The following is a 17910-nucleotide window of genomic DNA, read 5'->3' on the forward strand; positions in this document are numbered from 1 at the left end:
TGGAGTGATACATGAAAGCACTGCTCGATCTATTCAAGCAAGTACAGACCAACGAGACCTTCGATGCAATCAAGATCGGTCTCGCTTCGCCTGAGAAAATCCGTTCGTGGTCCTACGGCGAAGTCAAGAAGCCGGAAACCATCAACTACCGTACCTTCAAGCCTGAGCGCGATGGCCTGTTTTGCGCCAAGATCTTTGGCCCGATCAAGGATTATGAATGCCTGTGCGGCAAGTACAAGCGCCTGAAACACCGCGGCGTGATCTGCGAAAAGTGCGGCGTTGAAGTCACGCTGGCCAAGGTGCGCCGCGAGCGCATGGGCCACATCGAACTGGCTTCGCCAACCGCGCACATCTGGTTCCTGAAGTCGCTGCCGTCGCGTCTGGGCATGGTCCTCGACATGACCCTGCGGGACATCGAACGCGTGCTGTACTTTGAAGCATACGTTGTGACCGATCCAGGCATGACCCCGCTGAAGAAGTGCCAGATCATGTCGGAAGACGACTACGCCGCCAAGTACGAAGAGTACGGCGACGACTTCACCGCCTTCATGGGCGCCGAAGGTATCCGCGAACTGCTGCGCTCGATCGACATCCACCGCGATGCCGAAACCCTGCGCGTGGAACTGAAGGAATCGAAATCCGAAGCCAAGATCAAGAAATACGCCAAACGTCTTAAAGTTTTAGAGGCGTTCCAACGCTCAGGCATCAAGCCTGACTGGATGATCATGGAAGTGCTGCCAGTGCTGCCGCCGGAACTGCGTCCACTGGTACCGCTCGATGGCGGCCGTTTTGCGACCTCGGATCTGAACGATCTGTATCGCCGCGTCATCAACCGTAACAACCGTCTGAAACGCCTGATGGAGCTGCGCGCTCCAGAGATCATCACGCGCAACGAAAAGCGCATGCTGCAAGAAGCGGTCGATTCGCTGCTGGACAACGGCCGTCGCGGCAAAGCGATGACTGGCGCCAACAAGCGTCCGCTGAAGTCCTTGGCAGAGATGATCAAGGGCAAGGGCGGCCGTTTCCGTCAAAACTTGCTGGGCAAACGCGTCGATTACTCCGGTCGTTCGGTCATCGTCGTGGGCCCGCAATTGAAACTGCATCAGTGCGGCTTGCCGAAACTGATGGCGCTGGAACTGTTCAAGCCATTCATTTTCAATAAACTGGAACTGATGGGTCTGGCGACCACGATCAAGGCCGCGAAAAAGCTGGTCGAGATTCAAGAGCCGGTCGTGTGGGACATCCTGGAAGACGTGATTCGCGAACACCCGATCATGTTGAACCGCGCACCTACGCTGCACCGTCTGGGTATCCAGGCTTTCGAGCCAGTGCTGATTGAAGGCAAGGCCATCCAGTTGCACCCGCTCGTCTGCGCCGCATTCAACGCCGACTTTGACGGTGACCAAATGGCGGTCCACGTTCCTCTGTCGATCGAAGCGCAGATGGAAGCACGCACCCTGATGCTGGCATCGAACAACATCCTGTTCCCATCGAACGGCGAACCGTCGATCGTGCCGTCGCAAGATATCGTGCTCGGTCTGTACTACGCGACCCGCGAAGCGATCAATGCGAAGAACGAAGGGATGATGTTCCCTGACGTATCGGAAGTGATCCGCGCCTACGATAACAAGGAAGTCGAACTGACGACCCGCGTTACCGTGCGTATTACTGAATACCCGAAGAACGCCGAAACGGGCGAATTCGAGAAAACGATCACGCGTTACGAAACGACGATCGGCCGTGCGATCCTGTCGGAAATTCTGCCGAAAGGCTTGCCGTTCTCCGTCCTGAACCGCGCGCTGAAAAAGAAAGAAATTTCCAAGCTGATCAACACGTCGTTCCGCAAGTGCGGCCTGCGCGCCACCGTGGTGTTCGCAGACAAACTGATGCAATCGGGTTTCCGCCTGGCGACACGCGCCGGTATCTCGATCTGCGTCGACGACATGCTGGTACCACCACAAAAAGTCACGCTGATCGCGACGGCCGAGTCGGAAGTCAAGCAGATCGAACAGCAATACGCCTCGGGTCTCGTGACCGCCGGCGAGCGTTACAACAAGGTAGTCGATATCTGGGGCAAAACCTCGGATGAAGTCGGCAAGGCCATGATGGACCAGCTCAAAGTCGAAGACGTGATCCGCCGCGACGGCACCAAGTCGACGCAAGAATCGTTCAACGCCATTTACATGATGGCCGACTCCGGCGCGCGCGGTTCCGCAGCCCAGATTCGTCAGTTGGCCGGTATGCGTGGTCTGATGGCCAAACCGGATGGCTCGATTATCGAAACGCCGATTACCGCGAACTTCCGCGAAGGTCTGAACGTTTTGCAGTACTTCATTTCGACCCACGGTGCGCGTAAAGGTCTGGCCGATACGGCGCTGAAAACGGCTAACTCCGGTTACCTGACGCGTCGTCTGGTTGACGTGACGCAAGACTTGGTGGTGATCGAGGACGATTGCGGCACCATGAACGGCGCGCTGATGAAGGCGCTGGTCGAAGGTGGTGAAGTCATCGAAGCGTTGCGTGACCGTATCCTCGGCCGCGTTACCGTGCACGATGTCGTCAATCCTGAAACCCAGGAAACGCTGTACGAAGCCGGTTCGCTGCTGGACGAAGACATGGTCGAAGAGATCGAACGTCTGTCCATCGATGAAGTCAAGGTGCGTACGCCACTGACTTGCGACACACGCTTCGGCCTGTGCGCCAAGTGCTATGGCCGCGATCTGGGCCGTGGCATGCTGGTCAACGCCGGCGAAGCTGTCGGTGTGGTGGCAGCACAGTCGATTGGTGAGCCGGGTACCCAGCTGACCATGCGTACGTTCCACATTGGTGGTGCGGCATCGCGTGCAGCAGTGGCATCGTCGGTGGAAGCAAAGTCGAACGGTACCATCCGTTTCACGGCAACCATGCGTTACGTGACGAACGGCAAGGGCGCGCAAATCGTTATTTCCCGTTCCGGCGAAGTACTGATCACCGACGACCATGGCCGTGAGCGTGAGCGTCATAAAGTACCGTACGGCGCGACCCTGATCGTCAAGGACGGCCTGGTCATCAAGGCCGGTACGGCGCTGGCAACGTGGGATCCGCTGACCCGTCCGATCATTACCGAATACGCCGGTCAAGTGCGTTTCGAGAACGTCGAAGAAGGCGTCACCGTAGCGCGTCAGGTCGACGAAGTGACCGGTCTGTCCACCTTGGTGGCGATCGATGCGAAACGTCGCGGTTCGCTGACCAAGACCCTGCGTCCACAAGTCAAGCTGATCAATGACGCGAACGAAGAAGTCAAGATCGCTGGCACCGAACACTCGGTAGCGATCGGCTTCCAGGTCGGCGCGCTGATCATGGTCAAGGACGGTCAACAGGTATCGGTTGGTGAAGTGCTGGCACGTATTCCTACCGAATCGCAAAAAACGCGCGATATTACCGGTGGTCTGCCACGCGTTGCGGAACTGTTCGAAGCGCGCTCGCCGAAAGATGCCGGTATGCTGGCGGAAGTCACGGGTACGGTTGCCTTCGGTAAAGAAACCAAGGGTAAGCAGCGTCTGGAAATCACGGACATGGACGGCAACAAGCATGAGTTCTTGATTACCAAGGACAAACAAGTGCTGGTGCATGACGGCCAAGTCGTGAACAAGGGCGAGATGATCGTGGACGGCCCGGCCGATCCGCAAGACATCTTGCGCTTGCTGGGTATCGAAGCGCTGGCACGTTACATCGTTGACGAAGTGCAAGACGTGTACCGTCTGCAAGGCGTGAAGATCAACGACAAGCACATCGAAGTGATCGTGCGTCAGATGCTGCGCCGTGTTCAGATCGTCAATGCCGGCGACACCAACTACATCGTTGGCGAGCAGGTAGAGCGTTCGGAACTGCTGGACGAGAATGATCGCATGGCCGTTGAGAACAAGATTCCAGCGACCTACGAAAACGTCTTGCTGGGTATTACCAAGGCATCGCTGTCGACCGATTCGTTCATCTCGGCCGCATCGTTCCAGGAAACCACCCGCGTGCTGACCGAAGCGGCGATCATGGGCAAGCGCGATGGTCTGCGCGGCCTGAAAGAGAACGTCATCGTCGGCCGTCTGATTCCTGGCGGTACGGGCCTGGCCTTCCACCGCGCACGCAAAGAGAAAGAAGCGTGGGAAGTGGAAGAGCGTCAAGCGCTGCTGCTGGCCGAGAAAGCCTCGATGGCTGGCGAAGCTGCCGAAGCCCTGCAGGACATCGAGACCCAGCAACACCACGGCGACGAAGCGTAATCTACGCTGCTAGCTGACAAGAACGGCACCTTAGGGTGCCGTTTTTTTTATGGGTGCGCCCGGCAGGGCGCATTGACTAGACATCGGCCAGCCAGCGCGCCGGATCAAGGCCGTTGTCAGCCGCACCATGCTGGTGCAATCGGCTATCGAGCGATCTTGGCCGATATGCCTTGTAAAGTAAGCAGTGGGGCGGTCACTGTTGCAAACTACCTACAGCATCATTTCGCCCCCCTTCGCCCAAGCGCAGCCGTGCAGCAAGGGAGCCGCAAGCACGCTGGAAACGACTACGGTTGAAACTAGACGAACAATTGTCTTGACCGATAGCACTACTTTGCCACACGATCTAGTAGCCGACATGGCGTCTGCGCGTACTTCATTACCTCGATGTTTCAATCCGTCTGACTCCGGGAGCAAACAATGAAAATCGGTAACTTGAAAATCGGCGTCCGTCTGACCGCCGGTTTGTGCGTGACCATCATCTTCATGTTGGGCATCGCCGGCATCGGCGTGAGTAATCTTGGCAAATTGAATGACAACACCCGCGATCTCGCGGTTGACAAAGTGCCCAAGGTCATTCTGGCTTACGAAACCATAGGCGGTCTCAACGATGTCGCGCGCGCCATGCGCAACGCCATGCTCTCCAGCGATCCCGCCGTCGTCAAAGCCGAGCTGGAACGCGTCGACAAGCGCAAGGTGGAAAACGCGGCACGGCTGCAACAACTCGGCAAGCTGATCGACGATGACGACGACAAGGACAGCAAGGCCAAGCTGCAAGCCGTGTTGAGCGCGCGCGAAAAATACCAGCTGGTGCAAACGAGTTTTGTGAACATGTCGGCCGACCAGAGCAAACGCGAGCAAGCGATCGTGTATCTGCTCAGCACGGTGCGCAAGGAACAGAGCGCTTACATGAACGCGCTCACCGAGATGGTCAAATTTCAGACCGCAGCGATCGAGGACACCAGCGCCGTCGCCGAGCGCGCCTATGCCACTTCGCGCAACATGATCATCGTGATGACGCTGATTGCTGCCGTGCTGTCAGGGTGGGTGCTGTGGTGGATCACGCGCAGCATCACGCAGCCGCTCAACCGTGCGGTCGGGATGGCCAAAGCTGTTGCCGGCGGCGACCTAACCATGCGGATGCAGTCCGATACAACCGATGAGACCGGCCAATTGCTGACCGCGCTGATCGAAATGAACGCCAGCCTGGCGCGCACCGTAGGCCAGGTACGCTCCGGTACTGAAACCATCACCAACGCGTCCGGCGAGATCGCAAGCGGCAACCAGCATTTGTCGTCGCGCACCGAGCAGCAGGCTTCCAGTCTGGAAGAGACCGCATCATCGATGGAGCAGCTCACCTCTACCGTCAGGCAGAACGCCGAGAATGCGCACAAGGCCAGCACCCTGGTGGTCGCTGCGTCGGAGTTCGCCACCAGGGGCGGCCAAGTGGTGAGTCAGGTGGTGACGACCATGGGCGAGATCAAGGAAAGTTCAGGCAAGATTGTCGATATCATCAGTGTGATCGACGGCATCGCGTTTCAGACCAACATTCTCGCGCTCAATGCCGCAGTGGAAGCGGCGCGCGCCGGAGAGCAGGGACGCGGTTTTGCGGTGGTCGCCTCTGAAGTACGTACCCTGGCGCAGCGTTCGGCCAGCGCCGCCAAGGAAATCAAGGAACTGATCGGTCGTTCGGTGGAAACCGTCAGCGCCGGCACCTTGCTGGTCGATCAGGCCGGCATCACCATGGACAGCATCGTCACCTCGGTCAAGCAGGTGGCTGATATCATGACAGCGATCAGCGCTGCCAGTAGCGAGCAGAGTATTGGCATCGAGCAGGTCAACCAGGCCATCGTTTCTATCGACGATGCAACACAGCAAAACGCCGCGCTGGTGGAAGAGGCCGCCGCTGCCGCGCAAAGCATGCGTGACCAGGCAGACCTGCTGGCACAAGCAGTCAGCTTGTTCAAGCTGGCCGGACAGTCTGCCTATCTGGCCGCGCCGCCGCGTACCACAGCGCTGGCGTCCGCGAGGTAGGCAAACGCGCTCCAGCCATAACCGCAGCGAGCAAATTTTCAGCGCTTGCCGAGGGTGTCGTATCGACCCGTGGCCAGTGCGGCTGGGAAAAATATAAGCAGAGAACAAGCTCAATGGCTCTGTTGCACACATCCCCGCCAGATACCCCTGGGGCTAGGCGCGGCTGTCACTGTGTTGAAAATACCGGCCAAACCAAAGCAAGGAATAGAGCAACTGGAAGCAGTACAACGCGGCACTGAAGGCGCGTGTGCCATACGCTCGCTTCAATGATGAATTGCCGCTGGTCGTTGATACTCAGCACATTACCTTACTGCATATCCCGTCAATACTATGAATGAAGCCAGTGCTGCAATTGGCTTTAGAAACTCTCATCATTGTAAAACGTAAATTACGCACTGGATTAGAAACGCCGTAATTTCCAGATGACTGGTTTATGTCTGTCATTTGGTATTGGCAGTGTGGATGAATGGAAGACCAACGATGCATCGAGATTTCTGCCAAGTCTGACTATCAGAAAAGGCCGGGATTGATAATTAATACGCTATGCCATATTCGTGTTTGTATCGATATCAATATGGCCGAATGACTGTTGCATCGGGAATGCTTGAGTTGATGGGCTAAAGCTGGGTCGCCGTTGGCGCAAGACTGGTGGCGATGACGATGGTGTACTGGGGCATCTATGCGGCGTACGCGCGAATTTGAAGTGAGCGCTCACAGCGTAGATTGCTCGTTGCCATTGGGCGGTCCCTCATCACCACATCGCAGCGCATGTGTACGCCAAACCGTTTGCGAGGGCGTGTTGTACTGTCATGCACTATTTCCCTCATCACGCCAGTTTCCAGTTCATTCATGCTAATATTTGGCGCATGATTGCCCAAGCCCTGTTTACTCCAGCCCAGCAGAAGCTGCTGGGCTTGCTGTTTGTCCGTGTCAACGAAGGTTTTCATTTGAATGAGATCATGCGTTTGACCGGGCTGGGCAGCGCCTCGGCGCAGCGTGAACTGCGGCGCCTGCATGAGTCCGGCTTGATCACGTCCGAGCGGATCGGCAATGTGCGGCGCTTCTGGCCTAACAAAGAAAGCCTCGTGTATCCCGAGTTGAGCGCACTGGTGCAGAAAACCTTCGGCATCGTCGGCGTGCTCAGCACGAGTCTGGCGCCTTTGCGTGCCCAGTTGCATTTGGCATTCGTTTCTGGCGCCACGGCGAAGGGCCAGGACCTGCCCGGTAGCGCCATTGACTTGCTGCTGGTGGGCGAAGAAGCCAATTATGGCGATCTCTTGACGCGATTGGCGCCGGCTGAGCGAACCTTGCGGCGTAAAATCAATCCTAACTTATACACGCTGGCCGATTATCGCCGGCGTCTGCGTGAAGGCCAGCCATTTCTGTTGCAGGTATTACAGCAGCCTAAATTGTTTGTCATCGGCGATGCATCGCTATTGCATGCTCTGGCATTGCCGGATTCTGCCGCGCAAGCGAATGGCATGCCATCTATTTTTTAAAGACCAGATCTGACATTCAATTTCTGATTCATGTAATTATTGCTTGGAAAAATACCTGAGGCGGATTGATCGTATGTTGAATAAATTGCAGGCTTTCGGTTTGATTGTTTCCCAGGCAGCGCGCGGAGAATTAAGCTTCCCCACGAGTGTTAATTCCGCCTTGCAATTGCAATTGGCCTTGGCCGAAGCAGATTGCCATATCGACCATGCAATCAAGCTGGTACTGGGCGAGCCCTTGCTGGCGGCGCGCACGGTCGCGCTGGCCAACTCGGCCGTGTATAGCCGCAGCGATGGGGGGCCCGTGACCAGCGTGCGCGCCGCCGTCATGCGCATGGGTTACCGTAATTTGTATGCGCTGGTGGCGGCCATGGTGGTGCGCCAGTTCGGCAGTAAGATCATCGATCCCGTCCTGCGCCAGAAGGCGACACAGCTGTGGGAGCACACGGCGCACGTGGCTGCGCTGGCGCACGTGATTGCACGCCGCGTGACGCACGTCGATGCTGACACGGCGTTGTTCGCCGGCATCGTGCATGAGGTGGGCGGCTTTTATTTGTTGTCGCGTGCCGATGAATTTCCTGGCCTGCTCGACGACGATGGCGATCACTGGATGGAGTCCGCCGAAGAAATCATTGTCCGTGAAGTCATGAAGAAGCTGCTGATCCCGCTTGCCGTGAGTGCCGCCATCGAAGGCTTGCACGATGGCTTGCTGTCGATCCCGCCCGATTCCCTGCTCGACACCTTATTGTTGGCCAAGCAACTGTCGCCCGTGCCGTCGCCGTTGCAGGCGACGTATGTGGAAATGCTCACGCCTTCAGATTCCGTCATCGATTTCATTGTCGATAATGAAACCTTGCAAAGCATACTCGCTGAATCGGCCGAGGAAGTGCGTTCGATGAGTGCGGCGCTGCTGGTGTAGCTGAACATGCTGGCGGCGAAAAAAACGGCAGCCCGTTCAGGAGCTGCCGTTTTGCCTTCAGGCGCTGCGTCTTACTTCTGCTGCGCGATCCACCGGTCGACTTTGGCTTCCAGCAGTTTCAAGGGCAGGGTTCCGTCGCTGAGTACGACTTCATGAAATTTCGGCAGGCTGAACTTCTCGCCTAGCGCCTGCTGCGCGCGCTGGCGCAGTTCGACGATCTTCAGCGCGCCGATCTTGTAGCCCAGCGCCTGGCCCGGCCAGGCCATGTAGCGTTCCGTTTCGCTTTTCGCCACGGCGTCATAGCCGAGGGTGTCGCGCATATACTGGATCGTCTGCTCGCGCGTCCAGCCCTTGGTGTGCAAGCCCGTGTCGACCACCAGGCGCACGGCGCGCAGCATCTCGTCGTTCAAGTGACCGAAATACTGCGCCGGGTCCTCGAACAGGCCCATTTCCTTGCCCAAGGTTTCCGCGTACAGGGCCCAGCCTTCCGTGTAGGCATTGTTGCCGCCGAAACGGCGGAAATTCGGCACGTCCATCTCTTGCACCAGCGCCAAGTGGAAATGGTGGCCCGGCTTGCCTTCGTGCAAGAACAAGGTGGTCATGCCCGTATCGCCATAGAGTGTGGGATCGGTGACGACGGACCAGAACACGCCTGGGCGCGAACCGTCGGCTGCGGGCGCCGTGTAGTGGTCGGCGGCCGTGTCGCGGCTCAGTTCAGGCTCCAGACGCAAGTCCAGCGGGGCTTTCGGCACCAGGGTAAATAGCGCAGGCAACTTGCTATCGAGCAGCACGTTCAGCTTGCGGTAGACATCGAGCACTTCCTGCTCCGTCTTGAACGGACGGTATTTCGCCTGTTCCGAGACCCAGACGGGCAAGCCGGCGGCGCGGCCGTTGTAGCCCATCTTCGGGCCCACGATCGCATACTGCTCCTGGATGCGCGCCACTTCCTTCAAGCCGATGGCGTGGATTTGCTCCGGCTTCAGGTCCGTGGTGGTGCTGCTGGCTACGCGCGCCTGGTACCAGGCAGCGCCATCAGGCAGGGCGCTCCAGCCGCTATTCGTACGGCTGGCCGGCAGGTAGTGCTGTTCCATGAAGGTGGACAGACGCTGTAGCGCCGGCATCAGCTTGTCTTCGATGGTGGCAGTGTACTGTTGCGTCAGGCGTGCCTTGTCCAGCTCCGAAAAGCTGGCAGGTAAGTTCTTGATGGGCGTGTAATAGACGCTGTCCTGCGGCGTGGCGCTGACGAGTTTCTTGAATTGTGGCAGGGCCGACTCCGTCAGCGCCTTCGGCAGCACAATGCCCTTTTGCATGCCGACTTTCATGTTGGCGATGGCCTGGTCTATCCAGCCTGGCAATTGGCCGATACGGCTTAGGTATGCGTCATATTCTTTGCGCGTCGTCAAAGGCTGCGATGCCTCGCCGCCCGCATAATTTGCCAGCGTGACGGGCATGCTGTCCATTTGGTTCAGTGGCAGCAGGTATTCGGGGAAGCGCTCGAAGCGTAGTGCCGTGGCCAGTTCATAGTCGAGAATGTCGTAGTTGATCTGGTCCTGGGGCGACAGCTGCGCGCGTGCAATGCTGCGCAGGGTCTTCTGGTACTGGCGGTACAGGGCGAACTGTTTTACGCGCGCGGCGGGAACGATGGCAGAACCGAGCTGATCATCAAAACGGTTGTCGCCGCTTTCGGTGGCGTTGATAGGCTCGAAACGGGCCAGGGCATCGTAGTATTGATCAGCGACGATCTGCAATCGCTGCTTCGCTTGCGGCGTACTGACGGCCACGGTGTTAGCTGCGGGCTGGGCCGCTTGCGCCAAGGGCGCATAGGCGAGTAACAGGGAGACGGCCAAGGTGCCGAGGGTGCCGGCGGCAATACGATGCTTCATGCGCGATGTCCTTTGTAAGGAGGGGAATGAACGGGGGCGTAGCGAGGTCGGGGTGGCCGCTCGCGAAGGAACAGTCGGGGCGTAAGCATACGCCATCGCCCAGTGCGTTTGGGCAAATTGTATGGAGGAATGTTGCTATTTCGCCTTAGGTGAGACGGCCGCTTTCATCGCTTGCCAATGCTTGCTGGTCGATGCGATGCAGGCGTGCCTGGCAGGGCGTCACGCCGCCTCGGCAAAGCGGCTTTGGTACAGGGCAGCCATCAGGTCGGATTGGCTGATGATGCCGGCCAGGCGCTCTGTTGCGTCGAGGATGGGAATATGCTGATAGCCGGCGTCGGCCATCAGTGGCAGCAGATCGATGATGGGCGTGTCCAGGCGGGCCGTGTGTGGCGACGCCGTCATCAACTGTCCCACCGCCTCCGGCTTGTCGCTGTGGGACAGGCCGCTGCGTTGCAGCAGGTCGCGCAGACGCTGGCGCACGCCCTGGTAATCGTCGAGCCCGCCATGGCACAGGAAATCCGTTTGCGTGATGATGCCGATGACCCTGCGCGCCCGGTTGACGACGGGCAAGGCACCCACCTGGTGGCTGCGCATGGTGCGCCAGGCAACATCGAGCGGCGTGCCAAATTCCACGCTGAGCACGTCCTTCGACATGATGTCGGCGCAAGTGACGACGCCAAAGCGGCGCTGGTAAGCGCGCATTTCAGTTTGCAGGAAGATGGCCTGCAAATCGTCGCGGCTGATGTCGAGTACTTCGCTGTGCTGGCGCAGGACGGCATCGAGGTCGTCCGGCGAAAAGCCCAGGCGCTTGCTGGGCACAGCATCGTTGGTGGCGTGCGGATGTGGTGCGAGCAGTGGCGCGATATGCGGGTAGCGACGCCCCGTCAGGTTGTTGTACAGCACGGCGCAGGCGACCAGCACGACTGAATTGAACAGCACGGTAATGAAGACGAATTCAAAGCCGGCCGCATGCACGCTGGCGCCGCCGATCACGGTGGTCAAGGCCACGGCGCCGCCCGGCGGATGCAGGCAGCGCATGGCGAACATGGCGCCGATGGCCAGGCAGGCGCCCAGCGCCGCCACGCTCACGCCGGACCCCAGCCATTTGACGCAAGCCATGCCCACCAGGCCGGACACCACATTGCCGCCCACCACGGACCATGGTTGCGCCAGCGGGCTGGCCGGCAGGCAGAACAGCAGAACGGCCGAGGCGCCCATGGGCGCGATCAGGTAGACACTGGCGCTATCGGGGGCCAGCAGGAAGTGGCAGATGAGTCCGGTCAGCAGCAAGCCGCAGATGGCGCCCGCGCAGGCGCGCAATTGCTCTCGGCGGCTGCCGTTGTTCGGTTGCGGCAGCCAGCGTGCCAGGAAAGAAGTCGTCATAAAGGAGGACGCGTTCGGGCCGCGTTGCTCAGTGTTAGCCCGACATTATCCCATGCGTTCCATTTCGCTGCCGGCCGGGAGACGCACTGCGCCGCGCCGGAGGGTGTCTGGCACGCTCAGGCGGTTCCTTCCTGGGGGCGCATAGACGTTTTTCGCATAAGCACAGTGCAATTAAAGTGTGGATCTTTCGCTCAGGCCGGCTTATTCTAGACAATCACACCAGCTGGCAGCTGTCCAGCTGGTTTCACGATTTCTCCCAGGAGCCTGCATGCGCTTTTCCCTTCTTCTGGCCAGCCTGCTGCTGGCCGGCACCGCCATTGCCGCCGCCCCCGCCCCGATATCGGCTAACCCTGTCGCCACGCCGCATTTACCGTATAACGCGGCGGCTGACGCCAAGGCCGACGTGGCCCGCGCGCTGGCCGAAGCCAAGGCGGCCCAGGTACCCGTCTTGCTGATCTTTGGCGCCAACTGGTGCGAGGATTGCCGCGCGCTCGACAAAGCGTTGAAGGAAGGCAAAAACGCCGAGTTGATGCAACAGCATTTCAAGGTCGTCAAGGTCGATGTGGGCAACTTCGACCATAACCAGGACGTGGCGCAGGCCTATGGCAATCCGCTCAAGAAAGGCATTCCCGCGGCCGTGATCGTATCGAGCGACAATAACTCGGTGCTGTACGCCACCAAGGGCGGCGAACTGGCCAATGCGCGCCGCATGAGCGAGAGCGGCATTTATGATTTCTTCAAGCAAGCGGCGAGCGTCAAAGCGCCAGCGATGTAATCGCTTTTAAAACTCTTCCCACGCATCGCTGGCCGGCGCTTTCTGGCTTGCGGCCGGGATCGCCGTTTTGAGTATTGCCGGACGGGGCGGCTTGGACGGCGCGGGCTTGTGGGCCGGTTGCTGCGACGGCGCCGCATGCGCGCTTTCTTCGAGTTTGAAGACGCTCACCACCTGTGCCAGCTTGCCAGCCTGATCTTGCAAGGATTGGGCGGCGGCGGCGGCTTGTTCTACCAGGGCTGCATTTTGCTGGGTGGCGTCATCCATCTGCGTGACGGTGGCATTGACTTGCGCGATGCCCTGGCTTTGCTCCTGGCTGGCCGAAGCGATCTCTCCCATCAGGTCGGCGACTCGCTGTACCGACACGACGATGTCTTGCATGGTGGCGCCGGCGGAGTCGACCAGCTTGCTGCCGGCTTCTACCTTGCTGCCCGAGTCGACGATCAAGTCCTTGATTTCCTTGGCCGCCGCTGCCGAGCGTTGCGCCAGATTGCGCACTTCTGTCGCCACCACGGCAAAGCCGCGACCCTGTTCGCCCGCGCGAGCCGCCTCGACTGCCGCGTTCAGGGCGAGGATATTGGTTTGAAAGGCAATGCCATCGATCACGCCGATAATGTCGGCGATCTTGCGCGAACTTTCCGTAATCGCGCCCATCGTCTGCACCACTTGACCCACGACGTCACCACCCTTGACGGCATGGCTCGAAGCCGATACCACCAACTGGTTGGCCTGGCGCGCGTTATCCGCGTTCTGTTTCACGGTGGACGTCAGCTCTTCCATGGCCGCCGCCGTCTCTTCCAGGCTCGACGCCTGGGTTTCCGTGCGCGCCGACAGGTCCAGGTTGCCCGAGGCGATCTGGCTCGATGCGCTGGCAATGGCCGTGGTACTGTCGCGAACTTCGCGTATCGTCACGTTCAGCGACGCGATGAAACGGTTGAAGGCGGCAGCCAGTGCACCGACTTCGTCTTCTGATTCGACCGGCATGCGGCGGCTCAGGTCGCCGTTCCCGCTGGCGATCTCGCTGAGCATGTCGGCCGCGCGTGCGACGGGCGCGGCGATGGCGCGGCTGATGACATAAATAATGCAAAGGGCGATACCGCCACCGACCAGGCCGGCGATCAAGGCGGCGATCAGGGCCGAACGTGTCACATTGCCCAGCACTTCCGTTTCCGGCACCTCTGCCATCACATACAGGTTGAGTTCGGGCACGAAGGAGGCGGCGACGAACTGGCGTCCTGCAGGCGCATCGTAGATGGCGTACGTGTATTTTTTACCCGTCAGTAGGCTCTTGCTCAGGGTATCGCTAAAGCCCGGCATATCCTTGAGTTGATGCTTGCCGTCGGCCATGGCCGTGTCGTGGTGGATCAAGAAGGTGCCGTCGGCGCGCAGCAGGTAGACATGGCCGGTCTGGCCGACCTTGTAACTGCGGATGGTGTCGGCCATGGCATTGACGCTCAAGCCCATGCCCGCAATGCTGGCTTTGCCGCCGGCCGTCTGGCTGCGCGCATTCAGAAACAGCATGAAACTACCCGAGGTTGGATCGCGGTCCAGATTGATCGCGTACTGTTTATTTTCGTCGAGCATGCTGAAGAACCAATGATCGGCTGGATTTTGCTTGTCCAGTGTGCGGATCAGACCCGCATCGGTCATGTGCCTGGACGCAGTTTGCGAACTCCAGCTGACGATGGCCGCCTTGTTTTTTTCCTTGAGCATCTTGGCGTAGCGCTGGAAAGTGGGCCAGCCGCTTTCCGCCAGGTTCGCGTCTTCCCAATCTTGCAGGAAGACATCATTGGCCATCGTTTGCACCACCGACAGCGGCTGGCTGATCTGGCGCAGCACGTCATTGCGGATCTCGCCCACTTGCGCTGGCAACTCCTGTCCGACGACACGCTCGCGTACATAGTCACTGCTCATGCGCACGCTGAGGAACGATGAAATTGCCATGAAAAGCAGCAGGCATAAGCCCATGCTGAACATCAGTTTTTTCTGGATGGAGAGATAGCGAAGCAGATGCATGGGAGACCCTAGGTATGGGCCCGCGCGACTGGCATGGGTTGTCAGAAATACACAGGCAAGTGCGCAGTATAGCGACGGATGGGAGGTATATAGTCGGTGTATGTCGTATTTAATGAAATGTGTTGCTTTTAGGCAACGATTTCCGTACGTCAACATGTGTAATTTTCATGTACATCGGCGCCGGCTCGAAAAACGTTCAGGTAGTCAAGCCGTGGGCGATCAATTCCAATGGCAGTTCCGTGCTGCACTTGATTTGCTCCATGGAAAAGGCGGATGAAACGCCTGTCAGTTGCGCCGCCTTGATGAGCTTTTTATAGAAAGTATCGTAACCCTTGATGTCGGTGGTGACCACTTTCAGCAAGTAGTCGATGTCGCCGCTCATCCGGTGAAATTCCTGTACCTCTGGCAAGACAATGACGGCGGCGGCGAAGCGCCGCAGCCATTTTTCATCGTGCTGCCCCGTGCGCACGCTGACGAAGACGGTCACTGGCAAACCCACTTTTTGTCGGTTGACGATGGCCACGCGACTCTCGATATAGCCGTCTTCTTCCAGGCGCTTGACGCGCTTCCAGCAAGGCGTATTGGATAGACCGATCTTTTCGCTGAGGGCGGCGATCGACAGGGTGCCGTCCTGCTGCAGGGCCGCCAGAATGGCGCAGTCGAATTTGTCTAGCGAAGTATTTGGTGAATTCATTTGCTTATTTTATCTTTTAGAGTATGAATATGCTGCATATTAGCGTAGTTGTAGTGTCTTTTGGCATATCTTTACGGTGGCATGCAGCTAGACTATTCAAACGTTACAGCCGCTTGCGCTGCGCTCTTTTTATACAATACTCGGACTGCCATCATGAAAGAAATCTACCTCGACAGCAATGCCACTACCTGCGTTCTGCCCGCCGCCATTGCCGCCGCCCGGCAAGCGATGGAGCTGGGCTATGGCAATCCCAGCAGCACCCATGCCACGGGATTGCAGGCCAAGGCCATGCTCGATGGGGTACGCCAGCGCGCCAGCGGCCTGCTGGGCGTGGGCGACGGCCGTCTGATGTTCAATAGCGGCGCTACCGAAGGCATCCAGACGGCCGTGCTGTCGGCCCTGTGTGCGTTGCGCGAGCGGCGCGCACAGGGCAAGCGCATCGGGAGCCTGCTGCTGTATGGCGCGACCGAGCACAAGGCTGTGCCGGAAAGCCTGGCGCACTGGAACCGCCTGCTGGGCCTGGACCTGGAAGTACGCAAGCTGCCCGTCGATGCACAGGGGCGCCACGATCTGCAGGCACTCGACGCACTGATCGGCGACGCCGCCATGCTGTGCACCATGGCGGCCAATAATGAAACGGGCGTCATCAGCGATTTGTCCGCCATCGCGCAACTGCTGCAGGAACGCGGCGCGGACGTTTACTGGATGGTCGATTGCGTGCAGGCGCTGGGCAAGCTGAAACTGAACCTGGCCGCCACGCGCATCGATTACGCGCCGTTCTCCGGTCACAAGCTGTATGCGCCCAAGGGCATCGGCATGCTGTATGTGCGCGCCGGCGCCCCATTTACACCATTGATGATGGGTGGCGGCCAGGAAGCAGGGCTGCGTTCGGGCACGGAGAACATGGCCGGCATCGCCGCCTTGGGCGCCGTGCTGGCCGCGCTGGACGATGACAAGACCTTCTGCAGCCATACGGAACTGGCCGCTTTCCGCGCGCAACTGGTGGCCAGCCTGGAACAGGCTTTCCCAGGCATCGTTTTCAATATGCCGTTCCAGTTGTCGCTGCCGACCACGCTCAATTTCTCGGTGCCTGGCCTGTCTTCGAAGGAATTGCTGGACCTGTTCGATGCGGCGCGTGTGCGCGTCAGCTCGGGCAGCGCCTGTTCCGCCGCCAAGGCCTTGCCCAGCTATGTATTGGAAGCGATGCATGTGCCGCAATGGCGTGCCAGCTCGGCTATCCGCCTGTCGTTCGGCCCCCTGATCGATGCGGCGACGGTGGCCGCCGCTTGCGCGCGCATTACACGCTGCGGTGAAGCGCTGCGCAGCAGCTGTTTGCTGCCGTCGGCGCTGACGCCATCGCAGCAGGACGGCGCGCAGGACGGCATAATCCAGCTGAATGTGGATGGTCAGTGCACCTGGCTGCTCAGCGACGCTGACAGCGCCAGTTGCGTCGTCATCGACCCCGCCGCGGCGCTCGTGCCGCGCCTGGCCGCGTTCATCCGCCGCCAGCACCTGGCCTTGCGCGCCATCGTGCACACGACGGCGCCGACCGATCATGGCGCGGCGCGCCTGGCGCTGCTACAGGAGCTCGCCATCGAACAGGTGGGCCGCATCGATATCGACGGTGAGCTGGAACTGGGCCGGCAGCGTCTTTGCCGGATCGAGTGCGGCGCAACCCATGTGTACCTGCTGGGGCAGCGTTTTGCCTTCATCGGCAGCCTCGCACCCGAGGCGCTGGCGCCCTTGCTGGATGCGGCGCGGATGACGCCCGACACGGTGCTGTGCGGCGCACGCGACGACGGCGCCATCTGCAGCAGCGTGCGTGCCACACGCATAATCGCAGCGTCCACGGCCGAGCTGCAGCTCGATGCGGCCACGTTGCCGGCCTTCTTGCGCCAGCATCGCGACGCCATCCTCGTTGACGTGCGCGAAGCGTATGAACATGCGGCCTGCGTCGGCACGGTGTTCGAGGGCTGCGCCGTGCACAGCGTACCGCTGAGCCGCCTGGCAGGGCAGGTGGCGGCCTGGCTGCAGCAACCACAGCGCCCCCTGATTTTTTTCTGCCGTAGTGGCAACCGCAGCGCGCGCGCCGCCGCCTGCCTGCGCCGCCTGGGCCATGCTGCGGCCTGGCAACTCAACGGTGGCATGGCGATGGCGGAAACGACGCGTCATCCGCTGGCGATGGCAGCCTGACGGGGCTGAAGTTTCTCCCATGGAATGAAACACCGTGTCGCCAATGGCACGGTGTTTCAATTCATTTTCGCGCTTCATTTCCTTCCAGCATTTTTCTGAGCTGCCGCTCGCTGTTTTCTTTAATCACACACCCCTAAAACCTTGGCTACGTACGCTAGCGCACGGTCTTGCGCGCGGGGCGCACCTACGATGAAGTTCAGAAAATCTCCCGATACCCTGAGATTCGTCGCAACGCTCCGGCGCTTCGTCTGCCGTCTTCGCCAGTGTCCG

Annotated in this window: 10 protein-coding genes; 6 read left to right on the top strand and 4 right to left on the bottom strand. The window is 59.5% G+C overall.

The genetic code is table 11. From position 1 onward, the window contains the following. Positions 1 to 11 precede the first annotated feature (11 nt). The 4 genes from rpoC to ACQ4V8_RS05175 all read left to right on the top strand — a co-directional run bounded on the left by rpoC (position 12) and on the right by ACQ4V8_RS05175 (position 8699). The gene (gene rpoC / locus ACQ4V8_RS05160; protein WP_070345926.1) at positions 12 to 4253 is read left to right on the top strand and encodes a DNA-directed RNA polymerase subunit beta'; all 4242 of its coding nucleotides are present in this window, start codon (positions 12 to 14) and stop codon (positions 4251 to 4253) included. A 417-nt stretch (positions 4254 to 4670) separates the two neighbouring features. Continuing rightward, positions 4671 to 6284 (top strand): methyl-accepting chemotaxis protein, encoded by a 1614-nt coding sequence (locus ACQ4V8_RS05165; RefSeq protein WP_010394324.1) that lies wholly within the window; start codon positions 4671 to 4673, stop codon positions 6282 to 6284. Between the two features lie 866 nt (positions 6285 to 7150). Further along, positions 7151 to 7783, top strand: coding sequence for a transcriptional regulator (locus tag ACQ4V8_RS05170; protein WP_070345925.1), 633 nt, complete (start codon positions 7151 to 7153; stop codon positions 7781 to 7783). Positions 7784 to 7856: 73 nt separating this feature from the next. Beyond that, positions 7857 to 8699 carry an HDOD domain-containing protein gene (locus ACQ4V8_RS05175; RefSeq protein WP_010394329.1) on the top strand — a complete coding sequence of 281 codons (843 nt, stop codon included), beginning with the start codon at positions 7857 to 7859 and terminating at the stop codon, positions 8697 to 8699. A gap of 71 nt (positions 8700 to 8770) precedes the next feature. Here ACQ4V8_RS05175 and ACQ4V8_RS05180 read toward each other — a convergent pair whose 3' ends face one another. Further along, positions 8771 to 10582, bottom strand: coding sequence for a DUF885 domain-containing protein (locus tag ACQ4V8_RS05180; RefSeq protein WP_436571024.1), 1812 nt, complete (start codon positions 10580 to 10582; stop codon positions 8771 to 8773). A 219-nt stretch (positions 10583 to 10801) separates the two neighbouring features. Further along, positions 10802 to 11965: an HPP family protein gene (locus ACQ4V8_RS05185; protein WP_070345923.1), complete on the bottom strand. Its 1164-nt coding sequence runs from the start codon at positions 11963 to 11965 to the stop codon at positions 10802 to 10804. Positions 11966 to 12233: 268 nt separating this feature from the next. Here ACQ4V8_RS05185 and ACQ4V8_RS05190 point away from each other — a divergent pair, with 268 nt between their 5' ends. Then, positions 12234 to 12740: a thioredoxin family protein gene (locus ACQ4V8_RS05190; protein WP_010394334.1), complete on the top strand. Its 507-nt coding sequence runs from the start codon at positions 12234 to 12236 to the stop codon at positions 12738 to 12740. Positions 12741 to 12746: 6 nt separating this feature from the next. Here ACQ4V8_RS05190 and ACQ4V8_RS05195 read toward each other — a convergent pair whose 3' ends face one another. Both ACQ4V8_RS05195 and ACQ4V8_RS05200 read right to left on the bottom strand, forming a co-directional pair. Next, positions 12747 to 14753, bottom strand: coding sequence for a methyl-accepting chemotaxis protein (locus ACQ4V8_RS05195; protein ID WP_436571025.1), 2007 nt, complete (start codon positions 14751 to 14753; stop codon positions 12747 to 12749). Positions 14754 to 14949: 196 nt separating this feature from the next. After that, complete coding sequence (locus tag ACQ4V8_RS05200; RefSeq protein WP_010394338.1) at positions 14950 to 15447, bottom strand: Lrp/AsnC family transcriptional regulator; 498 nt, start codon at positions 15445 to 15447, stop codon at positions 14950 to 14952. Between the two features lie 153 nt (positions 15448 to 15600). On the opposite strand from ACQ4V8_RS05200, the gene ACQ4V8_RS05205 reads away from it, so the two are divergent. Next, positions 15601 to 17640 carry an aminotransferase class V-fold PLP-dependent enzyme gene (locus ACQ4V8_RS05205; protein ID WP_010394340.1) on the top strand — a complete coding sequence of 680 codons (2040 nt, stop codon included), beginning with the start codon at positions 15601 to 15603 and terminating at the stop codon, positions 17638 to 17640. The last annotated feature ends 270 nt before the right edge of the window (positions 17641 to 17910 follow it).

This window comes from Janthinobacterium paucivorans (assembly GCF_051380805.1).
In the GTDB taxonomy this organism is placed as follows: domain Bacteria; phylum Pseudomonadota; class Gammaproteobacteria; order Burkholderiales; family Burkholderiaceae_D; genus Janthinobacterium; species Janthinobacterium lividum_D.